This window comes from Brevundimonas sp., assembly GCF_013823285.1.
Lineage (GTDB): Bacteria > Pseudomonadota > Alphaproteobacteria > Caulobacterales > Caulobacteraceae > Brevundimonas.
Window position 1 is genome coordinate 16,505 of sequence record NZ_PNLV01000022.1, and the last position, 14,482, is coordinate 30,986.

17 protein-coding genes are annotated in these 14,482 nt (G+C 67.0%); 6 read left to right on the forward strand and 11 right to left on the reverse strand.

What is annotated here, in order from left to right; all coding sequences use genetic code 11:
- Nucleotides 1–30 precede the first annotated feature (30 nt).
- A complete protein-coding gene (locus tag C0461_RS05105; protein WP_292104524.1) occupies nt 31–594 on the forward strand; it encodes a sigma-70 family RNA polymerase sigma factor in 564 nt (187 codons plus the stop codon).
- A 247-nt stretch (nt 595–841) separates the two neighbouring features.
- On the opposite strand, the gene C0461_RS05110 is transcribed toward C0461_RS05105, so the two are convergent.
- The 4 genes from C0461_RS05110 to C0461_RS05125 form a co-directional block, all read right to left on the reverse strand.
- Entirely contained in the window at nt 842–2,044 is a 1,203-nt protein-coding gene (locus C0461_RS05110) for an acyl-CoA dehydrogenase family protein (RefSeq protein ID WP_292104527.1), read from the reverse strand.
- Between the two features lie 177 nt (nt 2,045–2,221).
- Nucleotides 2,222–2,527: an SCP2 sterol-binding domain-containing protein gene (locus C0461_RS05115; protein ID WP_292104529.1), complete on the reverse strand. Its 306-nt coding sequence runs from the start codon at nt 2,525–2,527 to the stop codon at nt 2,222–2,224.
- 101 nt (nt 2,528–2,628) lie between these two features.
- A complete protein-coding gene (locus C0461_RS05120) occupies nt 2,629–4,020 on the reverse strand; it encodes a UdgX family uracil-DNA binding protein (RefSeq protein ID WP_292104531.1) in 1,392 nt (463 codons plus the stop codon).
- Entirely contained in the window at nt 4,020–5,231 is a 1,212-nt protein-coding gene (locus C0461_RS05125; protein WP_292104532.1) for a putative DNA modification/repair radical SAM protein, read from the reverse strand. Before C0461_RS05125 ends, C0461_RS05120 begins: the two co-directional genes overlap by 1 nt.
- A 215-nt stretch (nt 5,232–5,446) precedes the next feature.
- Here C0461_RS05125 and C0461_RS05130 point away from each other — a divergent pair, with 215 nt between their 5' ends.
- Nucleotides 5,447–6,739 (forward strand): dicarboxylate/amino acid:cation symporter, encoded by a 1,293-nt coding sequence (locus C0461_RS05130; protein ID WP_292104534.1) that lies wholly within the window; start codon nt 5,447–5,449, stop codon nt 6,737–6,739.
- A 28-nt stretch (nt 6,740–6,767) separates the two neighbouring features.
- Here C0461_RS05130 and C0461_RS05135 read toward each other — a convergent pair whose 3' ends face one another.
- From C0461_RS05135 to C0461_RS05160, 6 genes are all read right to left on the reverse strand, one after another.
- A complete protein-coding gene (locus C0461_RS05135) occupies nt 6,768–7,160 on the reverse strand; it encodes a hypothetical protein (RefSeq protein WP_292104535.1) in 393 nt (130 codons plus the stop codon).
- The gene (locus C0461_RS05140; protein ID WP_292104537.1) at nt 7,157–7,282 is read right to left on the reverse strand and encodes a hypothetical protein; all 126 of its coding nucleotides are present in this window, start codon (nt 7,280–7,282) and stop codon (nt 7,157–7,159) included. Before C0461_RS05140 ends, C0461_RS05135 begins: the two co-directional genes overlap by 4 nt.
- Before the next feature lie 108 nt (nt 7,283–7,390).
- Nucleotides 7,391–7,987: an NAD(P)H-dependent oxidoreductase gene (locus C0461_RS05145; protein ID WP_292104539.1), complete on the reverse strand. Its 597-nt coding sequence runs from the start codon at nt 7,985–7,987 to the stop codon at nt 7,391–7,393.
- Nucleotides 7,988–8,053: 66 nt separating this feature from the next.
- Complete coding sequence (gene fixJ, locus C0461_RS05150) at nt 8,054–8,662, reverse strand: response regulator FixJ (RefSeq protein ID WP_292104541.1); 609 nt, start codon at nt 8,660–8,662, stop codon at nt 8,054–8,056.
- A complete protein-coding gene (locus C0461_RS05155; protein WP_292104542.1) occupies nt 8,662–10,116 on the reverse strand; it encodes a PAS domain S-box protein in 1,455 nt (484 codons plus the stop codon). The genes fixJ and C0461_RS05155 overlap by 1 nt, the downstream gene beginning before the upstream one ends.
- A gap of 92 nt (nt 10,117–10,208) precedes the next feature.
- Nucleotides 10,209–10,844 (reverse strand): helix-turn-helix domain-containing protein, encoded by a 636-nt coding sequence (locus C0461_RS05160; protein ID WP_292104543.1) that lies wholly within the window; start codon nt 10,842–10,844, stop codon nt 10,209–10,211.
- Between the two features lie 233 nt (nt 10,845–11,077).
- Between C0461_RS05160 and C0461_RS05165 the strand changes: the two genes are divergently transcribed.
- Genes C0461_RS05165 through C0461_RS05180 form a run of 4 tightly spaced genes read left to right on the forward strand, consistent with a single transcriptional unit; the run spans nt 11,078 to nt 13,860 of the window.
- Nucleotides 11,078–11,452: a c-type cytochrome gene (locus C0461_RS05165; RefSeq protein ID WP_292104545.1), complete on the forward strand. Its 375-nt coding sequence runs from the start codon at nt 11,078–11,080 to the stop codon at nt 11,450–11,452.
- A 50-nt stretch (nt 11,453–11,502) separates the two neighbouring features.
- Complete coding sequence (locus C0461_RS05170) at nt 11,503–12,333, forward strand: universal stress protein (protein ID WP_292104547.1); 831 nt, start codon at nt 11,503–11,505, stop codon at nt 12,331–12,333.
- Between the two features lie 31 nt (nt 12,334–12,364).
- Nucleotides 12,365–13,228 (forward strand): universal stress protein, encoded by an 864-nt coding sequence (locus C0461_RS05175; RefSeq protein ID WP_292104549.1) that lies wholly within the window; start codon nt 12,365–12,367, stop codon nt 13,226–13,228.
- A complete protein-coding gene (locus C0461_RS05180; RefSeq protein WP_292104551.1) occupies nt 13,228–13,860 on the forward strand; it encodes a hypothetical protein in 633 nt (210 codons plus the stop codon). The genes C0461_RS05175 and C0461_RS05180 overlap by 1 nt, the downstream gene beginning before the upstream one ends.
- 83 nt (nt 13,861–13,943) lie before the next feature.
- Here C0461_RS05180 and C0461_RS05185 read toward each other — a convergent pair.
- A partial coding sequence (locus C0461_RS05185; RefSeq protein ID WP_292104553.1) for an OmpW family outer membrane protein occupies nt 13,944–14,482 on the reverse strand: 539 nt, incomplete at its 5' end.

Consider the following 14,482-nt stretch of genomic DNA (forward strand, 5'->3'; position numbering starts at 1 on the left):
GGCCTCAGTTGCTGTCGCAAGGTCCCGCCCATGCCCGCTCGCGCGTCCGTTGTTGATTCGCGCCCAGAAGAGCACGCCGACACCGGCATCGCCGAGCCCCAGGCCTGGCGTGAACAGGTCATCGCCCTGATCCCATCCCTGCGGGCCTTCGCCTGGTCCCTGTCCCGGGACCCGTCCGACGCAGACGATATGGTGCAGGAGACCCTGACCAAGGCCTGGACCCACCGGGAAAAATTCCAGCCCGGCACCAACCTGCGGGCCTGGCTTTTCACCATCCTGCGAAACAGCTGGTACACTGCCTTGTCCAGGCACCGTCGCGAGACGCCGGACGAGGACGGCAAGATGGCCGCCACCCTGACCAGCCCGCCGTCCCAGGAATGGTCGGTGGAGCTGCACCAGCTCCAGACCGCCCTCAACAGCCTGCCGCCCGAGCACCGCGAAGCACTGATCATGGTCGGCGCGGCAGGCCTGTCCTACGAGGAAGCGGCAGAGATCGCGGGCTGCGCCCTGGGCACTATCAAGAGCCGGGTCAACCGGGCCCGCAACCGTCTGGCGCAGATCATGGAGATCGAACGCGAAAGCGACGCGGCCTAGTTTCGCTTGTCACCCTTTGCCGACGGCGCCCCGCTTAGACGCCGGGCGTGATCATCAAGCGCCTCGGGCACGCCTTCGGACTCAATTCGGCGTACGGCGCTCTTCAGCACAGCGTCGGCGCGCATGGACGGGGTTTTCCCGCGCTTGTCTGAAGCCTTGGCCAATCCGTCCCCCGACGTGCTGCAAAGGCCAAGCTTGCCATGCTCCTTCCCGCCTGTCGCGCCCAGGATGTGCGGCGCGGACGGGCCTACTTAACGGCGTGTTTGGCGTATTCCAGCCGGGCGATGGTCCGGTTGTGAACCTCGTCCGGACCGTCGGCGATGCGCAGGGTGCGGACCATGGCGTACATGGCCGCCAGATCCGTGTCGCCCGACACGCCGGCCCCGCCGAACGCCTGGATGGCGTCGTCGATGACCTGTAACGCCATCCGCGGCGCCGCAACCTTGATCTGGGCGATCTCCGAGCGGGCGTTCTTGACCCCCACCTCGTCCATCATCCAGGCGGCCTTCAGCACCAGCAGGCGGCACATCTCGATGTTGGTCCGGGCCTCCGCCACGCGCTGCTCCCACACCGAATGCTCGGCGATGGTTTTTCGGAAGGCGGTGCGGGTCAGCAGCCGACCGACCATCAGCTCCAGCGCCGCCTCCGCGCAGCCGATGGTGCGCATGCAGTGGTGGATGCGGCCCGGCCCCAGACGCCCCTGGGCGATCTCGAAGCCCCGGCCCTCGCCCGCGATCAGGTTCTCGGCCGGCACGCGCACGTTCTCCAGCACCACCTCGGCGTGACCGATGGGCGCCTCGTCATAGCCGAACACCGTCAGCATCCGCTCGACCCGGAAGCCGGGCGTGTTCGCGGGCACGATGACCATGGACTGCTGGGCGTGGGTGGAGGCTTCGGGGTCCGTCTTGCCCATGACGATGGTCACGGCCAGGTTCGGGTGCGCCATGTTGGTGGACCACCACTTGCGCCCGTTGACCACATAGTGATCTCCGTCCCGCTCGATGCGGGTCTGGATGTTGGTGGCGTCCGACGAGGCCACTTCCGGCTCGGTCATCAGGAAGGCCGAGCGGATATCTCCGGCCAGCAGCGGCTTCAGCCAGCGGTCCTGCTGGGCCGCGTCCCCGAACATGTGCAGCACTTCCATGTTGCCGGTGTCGGGGGCGTTGCAGTTGAACACCTCCGCCGACCACAGCGCCCGGCCCATGATCTCGGCCAGGGGCGCATATTCCATATTGGTCAGGCCCGCGCCGTCCTCGCCGGGCAGGAACAGGTTCCATAGCCCCTCGGCCTTAGCCTCGGCCTTGAGCCGTTCCATGGTGGGCGGCTGGGTGTTCGGCTCGGCCCGAACCTCGGTCCAGTAGTCGGCGGCGGCGGGCAGGACGCGCGCATCCATGAAGCGCTTCAGGCGGTCCTGCCATTCAAGCGCGCGGTCGGAATGCTGGAAATCCATAGGTAAGGCTCCGTTATCTCCCTGCCCCTGCGGAGGAGGGTCGTCAGCGCGGAGCGATGACGGGGTGGGGGCGCCTCAAGCGAAACAGCGCGGGCCTTTCGCCGAGCCCTCCCCACCCGGTCGCTTCGCGACCGCCCTCCCCGCAACGGGGAGGGAGAATGTTCTGGCGCCTAAGCCTCAGCGCTTCAGCAGCGGGGCCAGCTTCTGGGCGATCATCATGTCGCCGGCGACCTTCAGCTTGCCCTGCATGAAGGCCATCATCGGGTCCAGCTTGCCTTCCGACAGGGCCATGAAGTCGTCCCAGCTGATCGTCACGACGGCGTCGGCGGGCTTGTCCTCATTGGTCACAGTGTTCGGGACCGAAGCGCCGTCGATGTAGATCTGGCCGGTCTCGCCCAGGTCAATCTTGACGGTCTTGCCCAGGCCGGAGTTCTCGCCAACGGCGGTGCGGATGTGTTCGGTAACGGAAGCCAGATCGGCCATGGTCGTCTCCCTTGATCGACATTTGATGCGATGGGTAGCCCCCGACGCGGCGGGCCACAAGATCACCTAGCGTCAAGAGCGCAACAGTTTCGTGAGGCCGCTCACCCAGCCAACGCCCGGGCCAGACGCAGATCGTCCACGAACTGGCCCCACGCCTCCGCCTTGCGCGCCGCATCCGGCACGCGTAGCAGGTAGGACGGGTGGTATGTGATCACCCCGCGCCGGTTCTCGAAACTGGTCTCCCCTCGACATTTCGTGACCGGCATGGGCTTGCCAGCCAGCGCCAGCGCCGCCGTGGCCCCCAGCGCCACGATCACCCGCGGCCGCACCAGCTCCAGCTCCTTGTCCAGCCACCAGCGATAGTGGCTCACCTCGCCCGCCGTGGGCGACTTATGCAGCCGTCGCTTGCCGTCCTGCACGAACTTGAAATGCTTCACCGCATTGGTGACGTACAGGTCCGTCCGATCCAGCCCGGCCTCGGCCAGCGCCCGGTCCAGCAGTTGACCCGCCGGCCCCACGAACGGCCGCCCTTGCACATCCTCCTGATCGCCCGCCTGTTCGCCCACCAGCGCGATGGCGGGGGTCAGCGGCCCCTCGCCCAGCACCGCCCGCGTCCCGCCGCTGACGAAGGGGTCCGCCGCCGCGATGATGCGGTTCAGCGCCTCCAGCGTCTTCGGCCTCTGGTCCGCCATGGCGGCGACGGCCTTGTCCGGGTTTCGCTTCATGGGCGCCGAGGCCTCCCGTTCGATCATCTCGCGCACCCGGGCAGGCGCGCCCCGGATCATATCGGGAATGGCCGCCGCCTCCGGAAGGTTGCGCCAGTACCGCCGGGGCATCTCCGAGGCCATCATGCGCGGGTTGACCCGCGCCGGATTGAAGGTGCTCTCGTAATAGGCGCGCCAGCCGTCCTCAAACGGGTCGCCGTCCGGCGCGTCCTCCCGCCGTGCGGGCGGGCCGAAGTCCAGCGCCGCTCCATCCCAGAAAACTGACCCCAGCGGCGTCAGGATCGACCAGCGCATGGAGCGGAACCGGTCCACGAAGAACAGCGCCGCCGACTCCAGCACGAAATGCTCCGGCTCGAACCAGGCCGCGAACCGTTCGTGCCCCGGTTCCTCCTCGATCCGGCGAAAACGGACGAAGGCGTGCATCTTGTGGATCTCGCGGCGCACCGCCTTGTCCATCTGCTCCAGCCGGTGGACCAGCGGATCGCTAGCGATCTCGGCCAGCGCCCGCTCGCCCCGGTGAATGCGCCAGACCAGCTGGTACAACAGGGCGAACCGCTCCGGGTCCGCGTGGCGCACGCACGACTGGATCAGCGCCCCGGCCCGGCGCGGCAGGATCAGCGGCGGCCCGTCCGGCGGCGCCTCGCCGAACAGCGCGCCGCCGCTCCAGTCCACCGCCCCGGGCGGAGCCTCCACCGCGATCAAGCCCCGCGCCGCCCGGCGAAATCCGTCCAGATCAGCGCCGGGCGCCAGGGCCACCGCCCAGTCCATCAAAACAGGCTCAGCTGCCGCGCCGGCGGCGTCAGCATCTCGCGCAGGTCCGCCCGGTCGGTCAGCTTCAGGGGGCTGTGATCCGCAGCGATCAGGAACGGCCTTGCCCGCTTCAGCGCCGGCGACAGCCGCGCCAGATCCGCCATGCCCAGCCGCGTGTGCCGCCGCGCCTTCAGGATGCGGTCCACCGCTCGCACTCCCAGCCCCGGCACCCGCAGCAGCAGTTCCCGGTCGGCCGTGTTCACATCGGCCGGAAACCGGTCCCGGTTCTTCAGCGCCCAGGCCAGCTTGGGATCGATCTCCAGATCCAGCATGCCGCCGTCCCCGCCCTCGGCCACTTCCAGCGGCGTGAAGCCATAGAACCGCAGCAGCCAGTCGGCCTGGTACAGCCGGTTCTCCCGCTGCAACGGCGGCGCCTTGATGGGCAGGGCGGCGCTTGCCTCGGGAATGGGGCTGAAGGCCGAATAATAGACCCGCTTGAGCCCGTAATCCCCGTACATGCGCGCAGACGACTGCAGCACGTCTGCGTCCGTGGCCGCGTCAGCGCCCACGATCAACTGGGTGCTCTGCCCGGCGGGCGAGAACCGTCGCCGTTCCTCCTTCGCCTCGGTGATCCGTTCGCGCATCTGGCCCATGGCCCGGCGAATGGTCCCGCTGTCTTTTTCCGGTGCAAAGGCCTTCAGCCCCGCATCGGTGGGCAGTTCCACATTGATGGACAGCCGGTCCGCCCACAGCCCCGCCTGTTCGATCAGCCAGGGGCTGGCCTCCGGAATTGTCTTCAGATGGATGTAGCCGGCGAAGCCGTGGTCCTGCCGCAGCGACTTCGCCACCCGCACCAGTTCCTCCATTGTGTGGTCCGGCGAGCGGATGATGCCCGACGACAGGAACAGCCCCTCGATGTAGTTCCGCCGATAGAACTCCACCGTCAGCCGCACTACCTCCTCCACCGTGAACCGCGCCCGGGGCGTGTTGGAGGACCGCCGGTTGATGCAATAGGCGCAGTCGAACAGGCAGTAGTTGGTCAGCAGCACCTTGAGCAGCGAGACGCACCGCCCGTCCGGCGTATAGGCGTGGCAGATCCCCGCCCCCGTCGTGGACCCCAGCCCGCCCGGCGACGCCTTGCGCTTCTTGGCCCCAGACGACGCGCACGAGGCGTCGTACTTGGCCGCGTCCGCCAGAATCCTGAGTTTTTTCGAGAGCTTCTCATCCATCCCGGGACAATGGCACGCGTTCCTCTTTTGTTCCAGCCGCCGCAGAGACCGTCTTGCGTTCGGGGCTTCACATCTGCTTCATGACCGCATCGGATGCGTTCGGGGGCCTTCGTCCTTGCTGACGTCGGAGCATCTGTGGAGGTCGGGCAGCAGCCGCAGGGCTGTGGCGCGCCGCCCTTTCCTCACCATAGTTTTTCAAGACTCGGGACGACCGCATGACCCTGGACAGCGACTCCGCCGAAGAACGCCCGCGCGGCGTGGTGCACCGCTACTGGTTCGGGGTCGTGCTGTGGAAGCGCATCCTGCTGGCGCTGGTCCTGGGCGTGATCGTCGGCCTGATCTGGGGCGAAGGCGCCGGGCAGATCCGCTGGCTGGGCGATCTGTTCGTGCGGCTGATCCAGATGGTGGTGGCGCCGCTGGTGTTCGTCACCATCGTGTCCGGCGTGATCAGCCTCAGCGACCCGAAACGTCTGGGCTCCATCGGGGTCAAGGCGGTGTCGCTTTATGTTCTGACCAGCCTCATCGCCGTCGGCGTCGGCCTCGCCCTGGCCACCCTCCTTCAGCCCGGCGCGGGCGTGGATTTCTCGAACGCTGTTCCCCGCGAAGGTCTTGAAGCGGCCCAGCCGTTCGCCGGCCTGATCGAGATGATTGTGCCGACCAATCCCATTGCCGCCCTGGCGTCGGGCCAGATCCTTGCAGTGATCTTCTTCGCCCTGATCCTGGGCGCCGCCATTCTGGCGTCCGGCGAGGCGGGCAAGCCGCTGGCCGATGTGTTCAATTCCGCCTCCGAAGCCATGCTCAAGCTGGTGGGCTTCATCATGGAGGTGGCGCCCTTCGGCGTCTTCGCCCTGATCGCCTGGGTCATGGGCACCACAGGCCTGACCGCCTTCGTCAATGTGGCCCTGCTGGCCCTGTGTGTGGTGGTCGGCTGCCTGATCCAGATTCTCGTCTTTCAGGGCGGGATCATCAAGCTGTTCGCCCGCCTTCCAGTCTGGCCCTTCTTCCGCGACGTGACCGATGCGGCCCTGGTGGCCTTCTCCACCTCCTCGTCCTCGGCGACCCTGCCGGTGACCATGGCTGTGGCCGAGCGGAACCTGGGCATCAGGAAGCCGGTCTTTTCCACCGTCCTGCCGCTGGGAATGACTGTGTCCATGGACGGCACGGCCCTGTATATCGGCATCCTCGCGGTCTTCGCCGCCCAGGCCTTCGGCATTACGCTCAGCGCGTCCGACTACGCCCTGATCGCGGTCACGACCCTGCTGGTTTCGATCGGCACCGCCCCGGTGCCCTCGGCATCGCTGTTCATGCTGGCCGCGGTGCTCCAGGGCATCGGCGTCGACCCGATGCAGACCGCCCTGCTGGTGGGCTTCGTGCTTCCGTTCGACCGCATCCTCGACATGACCCGCACCGTGGCCAATGTGGTCAGCGACCTGGCGGTCGCCACCGTGGTCGGCAAGTGGGAGAACGAGATCGACGTGGAGGCCTACATCGCCCCGCCGGTGAAGTGACGCGACGGCTTCTCGACCGCGGGCCCGCTCAGGCGTCGCCCAGGTCGATCGGGGAGGACGTCATGACCCTGAAGGTGTGCGGGACGCCGTCCGCAGCCCGGATCGAGATGTACTCGCCCGGCACGAAACGCTCGTCGTCCAGACGAAATCCGAACTCGTCATCCGCCTCGCCGGGTTCGAAATCGAAGAACCATCGACCGTCGTCAGACCGGGCAAGACGACCGACGGCTTCCGTAGCGTCGTTTCGGAACCGGCGAACACGGCTGGGCCTGGCCTGCGTCTGGCAGGCGGCCTTGTCCAGCTTCTGGTCGCCGTCCAGAGGGATCACCAGATCGTAGCCGAAGCCGGGATTCCCGGCCGGATGGTCCGGCTCGCGGGCCAGCTCAAGCCGCACGTGGTGAAAAGCGGCCTGAGCGCTCATTCGCCGGCTCCCGGCTCACGCGAATCGAGATTGGACCAGATGGCGATTCCGCCGACCGACACGATAAAAGCGGCGAAGGCGGCGATCACGCCGCCGAGAACGATGAAGGATTGAAGAGTCATGATGGTCTCCTTTCTCCTGATCCTGTGCGTTGCGAATCCTTGCGTCCTTGATCCGGATCAAAGATCGGCGCGCTCTTCCTTCTCCCGATGACGACGGGACAGGACGCGCTACAGTCCAAGGCGGCCGAGATGGGTCATCTCATCCAGCCAGGCGCGGCGCCGTCCCGGCGATGCGCCCTCGACCATGCCGAAGACCGTGGTTCTGACCGGCCGGAATCCCACGAACTGGAAGACGTTGCGGCTGAGGCTTCTGAGGCTGTGGGCGCCGAACCAGCTGAAATAGACCCAGCCGGGCATGCCCATGGTGACGACCAGCCGCGCGGACCGGCCCTTGAGCAACCCGCCCCTGGCCGTTCGCGTCGGATCAAACGCAAAATCGGGACGCAGCACCTGTTCGAGAAAGGCCTTGAGGACCGCTGGAACGTCGCCGAGCCACAAGGGATAGATCACCACCACATGTTCGGCCCAGAGCAGATCCTGCTGACACGTCTCCACGATTTCCGGCGCCGGGCTCTCCCAGTCCGAGCGGCTGGCGAGCAGCGGAATGTCGAGGTCGCCCAGGATCAGGGTGCGCAGGGTGTGGCCCGCTTCACGCGCACCTTCGCGATACGCCTCGGCCAGGGCGCGGCACAGGCGTTGCGGCGAAGGATCGGGGTGACCTTCGATAATGAGGATGCGCCGGGACGGCTTGCGGTGCGTGTCCATACCCCATGATCATCCCCCGCATCGTGGACGGCCTTGATCCAGATCATGAGAAACCACAAGACTGGATCAATAGCCTGCCGCCAGGGCCAGCCGCATCAGGTCAGACAGGGTTCGAACACCGGCCTTGCTCATCAGATTGGCCCGGTAGACCTCGACCGTGCGCGCGCTGATCTCCAGGTCGCGCGCGATCTCCTTGTTGGACTGTCCCGCCGCCACGCCCGCCAGCACGTCCCGCTCCCGGGGGCTGAGTCGGCTCAGCCATTCAGGGGTGTCGACCGAGGCGCCGCCGGCGGGTGCCATGGCCGCAGCCGGAGCCGCCAGCGCCCCTTCGACGAGACGGATGAACACCTGGTCGTCGAAGGGCTTCTCCAGGAAATCCCAGGCCCCCGCCTTCATGGCCTCGACCGCCATCGACACGTCCGCGTGCCCTGTAATGACGATGACCGGATGAGGCAGCTCAAGCGTTCTGATCCGCCGCAGCAGATCGAGGCCGGACAGACCCGGCATGCGCACATCCGTCACGATGCATCCGGGTTCGAGATCCTGTTCCCGGTCCAGCAGGGATCGGGCTTGTGGATAGGTGCGGTGCGCATGGCCGCGAACGTCCAGCAGGAAGGACAGCGACTCCCGCATGGCGTCGTCATCGTCCACGATATGAACCATGCGTTCGCTCATCAGGCTTCCCCTCCGGCCAGCGGAACGGTGAAGGCGAACAGGGTCCCGCCCTCATCGTTCTGATCACACCAGATTGCGCCGCCGTGGGCCTCCACGATCGTACGGCAGATGGAAAGCCCCACGCCCATCCCATCGGCCTTGGTGGTGACGAAAGGTTGAAACAGCCGGGCCTGAACCTCCGGCGCCAGGCCGTTTCCAGTATCGCTGACCCAGATTCGGGCGAAGTCTTCATCGTGAGCGGCCACGCCAATGACCAGATCGCGCCGGGGCGCGCCGGCCATGGCCTCGACCGCGTTGCGGATGAGATTCAGCGCCACCTGCTGGATCTGGATCGAATCGGCCAGCACAAGCCCCACGTTCCGGTCGAATTGATAGGAGACGCGCAGGTCCAGGGAGCGCGCGCCGATCAGGCCCAGGGCGCTGGCCTCCTCCATGATCTTGACCGGATCCTGAGGGGTCCGCTCGGTGCCTCCCTTGGCGACGAACTCCCTCAGGTGACTTATCACGTCCCCGGCCCTGAGCGCCTGATCCCCCGCCTTCCTGAGCGCTTCACGCACCCTCTCCAGATCGGGATCGGGCTGCTCAAGCAGGGTGGCGGAACCCTTCATGTAGCTGTTGATGGCGGCCAGGGGCTGATTGAGTTCGTGGGCCAGGGACGACGCCATCTCGCCCATGATGCTCAGTCGGGACACGTGGACAAGCTCCGCCTGGAGCTCCTGAAGGCGACGCTCCTGCTCGCGCCTGTCCGTCAGATCCCGCACAAAGCCGGTGAAGAAGCGGTCGCCGTCGAAATTCGCCTCGCCGACCGCCAGCTCCATGGGAAAGGTGGACCCGTCGCGCCGCTGACCCACGACGATGCGCCCGATTCCGATGATCCGGCGTTCACCGGTCGTGCGATACCGATCCATGAAGGCGTCGTGATCATCCCGGTAGGGAGGCGGCATGAGCACCTTGACGTTGCGGCCCTCCACCTCGGCCGTCCGCCACCCGAACAGTCGTTCGGCCGTCGCGCTGAACGACTGGATAATGCCCTTTTCGTCGATGACGACCATGGCCTCGGGGACTGTATCCAGGATGGACTGAAGGTGGGCCTGCCGCGCGGCGGCCTGTCGGCGGCGCGTGAGATTCATGTGCCCCATTTGCGCAACCACGGGCCCGATGATCAGGAACAGCAGGGTGTCAAGGATGTTGGCGCGATTGAGCCAGAGCGCGTCGCCCAGAAACAGGACGGACATGATGAGGCACAGGCCCGTGGCCGCCAGGGCGGGCGTGCGCCCGCCGAACGAGGCCGCAAGCAGCACAACCGGCAGGTAGAGCAGGAAGAAGCTGCGGTCGGTGAATGTCTCATCCAGGCCGAAGCGCAGCATGAGCACCACGGCGACGCCCGCGACCACCGCCAGGACGCCTCGAACGAGATCATCCCTCTTGACTGCCGTCAGGTTGACTAGCCGCATGCCCATCGCCGCAAAGGAGAGGCCACGGGGACTATCACGACGGCGCCGAACGCCGCCACTTCTTTCCGGCGCGGTCTCTGCCGGACTCACTCTCAGGCGTCAGCCCAGGCCATGAGCCGGTCCGTTCGAACCAGGCGATAGCGGCGCGCGCCAAAGAACTCGACCACGCCCTCGGCCTGCAACTGGGACAGCATGCGCGAGACCGTCTCGATGGTCAGGCCCAGATAGTCCGCCATGTCCTGGCGCCCCATGGCCAGCTCGCCATGGCCCATGCGGCGGCTCAGCGACAGCAGAAACACGCCCACCCGTTCAAGGGCTGTATGACGCCCCAGCAGCATCAGGTGCTCCCGTGACCGCTCCAGTTCCTGGGTGGTCGCCTCCCAAAGGGCAGCCTGGATGCGCGTATCTCCGGCGCGTCCCGGCAACGCGGCGCCGGGTTTGAAGACCAGCACCTCGCAGGTGGTCAGGGCCTCTGCCGCGAACCGGTGCGTCGGCCCGCACTCAAGCCCGAACATATCGTCGCGGAAATAGAAGTCGCCGATCTGCCGTCGGCCATCGCCCATGATCCGCGTTGTGCGAACGGCGCCCGAGATGACCCGATAGAGCAGGTCCGCCTGTTCGTCCTGGGTGTAAATGTCCTCGCCTCGGGCGAACACCATCCGAACGCCGAGCCCCTCGAAGGGCTCCTGATGGCGGGGGGACTGAAGGGCGGGATCCAGAAGAGTCATGGGCTTGCTCCTTGAAACCACCCTAGGGAGGGTCCGGAGAGCCGGAAATTCGGGACCGCCCCCTAAGGGACTCTACGGAGTGGCCAGCCTCGTCCTTGAACTGCATCATGGCGGCATGGCGTTGGGTTCGAGACCGTGCGGCCCGAACTGGACCGCGGCGAAGCCCCCTGCCCCCGCGCCGGACCCAGGCGCTTTCGCAGCCCAGGCTGCACCGCCCACCACGGAGTGAGGCCATGCGTATTCTTCTCGTCGCCGCCCTGGCCTTGTCAGCCGCCGCCTGCGCCCCGTCGCCCGAGATTCGCGCGACCGGAGACGCGCGTCTCGACTCCACCGGAATGGAAGCCGCGGCCGCCGAGCGCGCGGAGTTGATCGTGCGCTCGAACTGTTCAGGCTGCCATGCGGTGGGACTGACCGGCGCCAGCCCCTTGCCGTCAGCACCGCCCTTCCGGGAAGTGGCGGCCAGGCGTGATCTCTTTCTCCTTGAAGAGGACTTCGGCCAGGGTCTGGTGACCTCTCATCCCGACATGCCGCCCTACCGGTACCGCGCCAGCGAGATCGACGACCTGATGGCCTACTTCCGCAGGCTGGAGCGTGAGGGCCGACTCTAACCCGGCGACCGCAGACGGAGGTCCAGTCGGGTCACAACAAGGAAGCTCCCATGACCTATGCAAGTCTGATGGTCCACGTCGACAATGGTGTGGAAAGCGATAGCCGCGTCACTCTGGCGCGCGATATGGCCGCGACGTTTGACGCCAGACTGATCGGGATCGCCGCCACCGCACCGGACACCTGGGCCATCGCGCCCTACATGCACGGAGCCTTGCTGGGCGATGCGCTCGATATGTACATGGACCTGGCGAGAAACAATCTCGCTCAGGCGGCCACTGACTTCGCGACCCTCACCAAACCCCGGGCGAGCCGGTGCGAATGGCGAGGCGAGATGGGCGACCCGGTTGAGGTGATCACCCGGCAGGCCCGCGCCGCCGACCTGATCATCCTGGGCCGTCAGCCCCACACGAACGCCGTCTGGAGAATCGACGTCGGCGATGTGCTGTTCGCCGCCGGGCGGCCGCTGCTGCTGACGCCCCCGGACCCGGCCCTGAATCCGGTCGGGACTCCTGTGCTCGTGGCCTGGAAAGACACGGCGGAAACCCGCCGGGCGACCCTGGCCGCGCTCCCGCTGTTGAAGCGGGCGGACCGGGTCGAGGTCGTCGAGGTCTGCCGCGACGACGACCTGGAGGAGGCCGGCGCCCGCACCGCCGACGTGGCCGACTTTCTGCGGCTGCACGGGATCGCTGCGGGATCTCAAGCCCGGCCCCGCGGGCCCGTCTCCGCAGGCGACGCTCTGCTCGCGGCGGCCGAGGACTACGGCGCAGGGCTGATCGTCGCCGGCGCATACGGTCATGCAAGGCTGCGGCAACGGGTTATGGGCGGCGTGACGCGCACACTGCTGGAGAAAAGCCCGCTCTGTCTGCTGCTCAGCCACTGACCTGACCGTATCGCTCACCCCCGAGGACCCCATGCCGTACAAAGATATCCTGCTGCCCCTCTTCACCTACCCGACCCCGATCCCCGAATCGGCCATGCGCAACGCCGCGGCCATAGCCTTGCGTCTGGGCTGCGGATCGGATGGCGGCGAACTCGCCGCCATGGTCTTCAAGGTCCAGATCCCGCCCACGCGGAACCGTCTGGCGAATTTTCTGGCCCAGACGGACGACCTGATCCGTGAAGAAAACCGTCGATGCGTCGCCGTGGCCGAGAAGACCGCCGCCGCATGGTCGGAAATCGCCGCCGGGTGCGGCCTGAGAAACCGGACGTTCATCCGCGACGTGGACATGTTCGGCGAGGCCGAGGCGCTTTCCAGTGCGGCGCGGACCTCCGACATCTGCATGGTCTCGATCGGCCCCGAGCAGGAAATCGACAAGGCGGCGGCGGAATCGATGCTGTTTTCGTCCGGCCGGCCGCTCCTCATCTTCCCCGAGGCGGGCCCGCTGCGCGACAGCGAAACGTTCGGGCGGATCGTCGTGGCCTGGGACGCCAGCCGCTCGGCGGCGCGCGCCCTGGGGGACGCCCTGCCCCTGCTCATCGGCGCAAGCGACGTCCGTATTCTGACCGTGGTCGGCGAAAAGGCCTCGGCCAGGTCCGGCCAGGGCGCAGAGGTGATCCGGCATCTGGCGCTGCACGGCGTGCAGGCGACGGTCGATGAGGTCGACGCCGCCGGCCGGCCCATAGGCCAGGTGCTGGAAACCTACATGAACCAGCAGGACGCAGACCTGCTGGTGATGGGCGGCTTCGGTCATTCCCGGGTGCGCGATTTCCTGCTCGGCGGCGCGACCGGCGCCCTGCTGAAGGATCCAAAATTCCCGGTCCTTCTCGCCCACTGATGAACTACGGGCTGAAGCCACGACGGCGGGGCCGCAGTTCTGCGGCCCTCGCCGGGCTCGGTGCGGTCTATCTGGTGGTCCTCGTGATCGGTCTGGCGACAGCCCCGCAGGGCGCTCCGATCCCGGATCCGTGGTTCACCCTGATGGAGGGCCTGATCCTTCTGATCGCGCCGCTGATGGTGGCGATGATGGCGGACATCCATGCAGAGGCTGCGCCCGTCGCAAGAACCGGAGCGCTACTCGCGGTCGCCTTCATGACCGTGGCTGCGGCGCTGACCTCGGCGGTTCATTTCTCGATCCTCGCTCTCAGCCGGACACCGCCCTTCACGGACGCTGCGTGGTCAAGCGTCTTCGCCTTCGAGTGGCCATCGGTGGTCTACGCCGTCGACATCCTGGCATGGGACGGCTTCTTTCCTCTGGCCCTGCTTTGCGCGGCGCCCGCCGTTCGCAGCCGGCTGATCCGCCGCCTGCTGTTGCTGGCGGCCGTCCTCGCCCTCATCGGGCTGCTGGGGCCCGTCCTCGGACGGATGGACATCCGCAACATCGGCATCCTCGGATACGCCGTGGACTTTCCGCTCGCCGCAGCCCTTTACGCATTCCGCCCCCCGGCCCTGGAGCCGAGGGGCGCCTGAGGCGCGGCGCGTATCCGGCTGTGGCTGAAACAGAAGCGGCCCCGCATCGGGGGCCGCTCCATTCCTGTCGTGCTGAACCGGCGTCAGAACCGGCGCGACACGCCCAGCGAGACCACCCAGGGATCCAGGCTGACGTCGCTGGTCAGGGCGCCGCCGTTGATGTCGGCGTCCGTGTCGAACCAGATCTTCTTCACGTCCACATTCAGGCTCCACGGTCCCTGCAGCCCGATGTCGGCCCCGGCCTGCAGCGCCAGGCCGAAGCCGTCGTCCAGGTCCACCGTAAAACCGTTCATGTCTTCGCCTTCAAAGAAGACCATGTAGTTCACGCCCGCGCCCACATAGGGGCTGAACCGTCCCTCGGTCAGCGGGCGGTACTGCAGGGTCACCACGGGCGGCAGCACCCAGGTCTCGTGCACCGCCACATCCGTGCCTGGTCCCTGGGCGCGGATTTCATGCTTGGTGGCGCCCAGAATGGCCTCGACGGCGAAGTGGTCGGTCAGGAAATAGGTGAAACCCAGCGTCGGCATGGTGCTGTCGCCCACATCGACGTTCAGGCCGGTGCCCACGCCGGCCGAGGTCAGGATCGCGTCGTCGGCGCCCGACGACACATTGCTGACCCGCG

What these genes read in the sequence shown, in the direction of transcription:
- C0461_RS05105 (WP_292104524.1), top strand. Translation starts at nt 31, where the DNA reads ATGCCCGCTCGCGCGTCCGTTGTTGATTCGCGCCCAGAAGAGCACGCC.
- C0461_RS05110 (WP_292104527.1), bottom strand. Translation starts at nt 2,044, where the DNA reads ATGGATTTCCAGCATTCCGACCGCGCGCTTGAATGGCAGGACCGCCTG.
- C0461_RS05115 (WP_292104529.1), bottom strand. Translation starts at nt 2,527, where the DNA reads ATGGCCGATCTGGCTTCCGTTACCGAACACATCCGCACCGCCGTTGGC.
- C0461_RS05120 (WP_292104531.1), bottom strand. Translation starts at nt 4,020, where the DNA reads ATGGACTGGGCGGTGGCCCTGGCGCCCGGCGCTGATCTGGACGGATTT.
- C0461_RS05125 (WP_292104532.1), bottom strand. Translation starts at nt 5,231, where the DNA reads ATGGATGAGAAGCTCTCGAAAAAACTCAGGATTCTGGCGGACGCGGCC.
- C0461_RS05130 (WP_292104534.1), top strand. Translation starts at nt 5,447, where the DNA reads ATGACCCTGGACAGCGACTCCGCCGAAGAACGCCCGCGCGGCGTGGTG.
- C0461_RS05135 (WP_292104535.1), bottom strand. Translation starts at nt 7,160, where the DNA reads ATGAGCGCTCAGGCCGCTTTTCACCACGTGCGGCTTGAGCTGGCCCGC.
- C0461_RS05140 (WP_292104537.1), bottom strand. Translation starts at nt 7,282, where the DNA reads ATGACTCTTCAATCCTTCATCGTTCTCGGCGGCGTGATCGCCGCCTTC.
- C0461_RS05145 (WP_292104539.1), bottom strand. Translation starts at nt 7,987, where the DNA reads ATGGACACGCACCGCAAGCCGTCCCGGCGCATCCTCATTATCGAAGGT.
- fixJ (WP_292104541.1), bottom strand. Translation starts at nt 8,662, where the DNA reads ATGAGCGAACGCATGGTTCATATCGTGGACGATGACGACGCCATGCGG.
- C0461_RS05155 (WP_292104542.1), bottom strand. Translation starts at nt 10,116, where the DNA reads ATGCGGCTAGTCAACCTGACGGCAGTCAAGAGGGATGATCTCGTTCGA.
- C0461_RS05160 (WP_292104543.1), bottom strand. Translation starts at nt 10,844, where the DNA reads ATGACTCTTCTGGATCCCGCCCTTCAGTCCCCCCGCCATCAGGAGCCC.
- C0461_RS05165 (WP_292104545.1), top strand. Translation starts at nt 11,078, where the DNA reads ATGCGTATTCTTCTCGTCGCCGCCCTGGCCTTGTCAGCCGCCGCCTGC.
- C0461_RS05170 (WP_292104547.1), top strand. Translation starts at nt 11,503, where the DNA reads ATGACCTATGCAAGTCTGATGGTCCACGTCGACAATGGTGTGGAAAGC.
- C0461_RS05175 (WP_292104549.1), top strand. Translation starts at nt 12,365, where the DNA reads ATGCCGTACAAAGATATCCTGCTGCCCCTCTTCACCTACCCGACCCCG.
- C0461_RS05180 (WP_292104551.1), top strand. Translation starts at nt 13,228, where the DNA reads ATGAACTACGGGCTGAAGCCACGACGGCGGGGCCGCAGTTCTGCGGCC.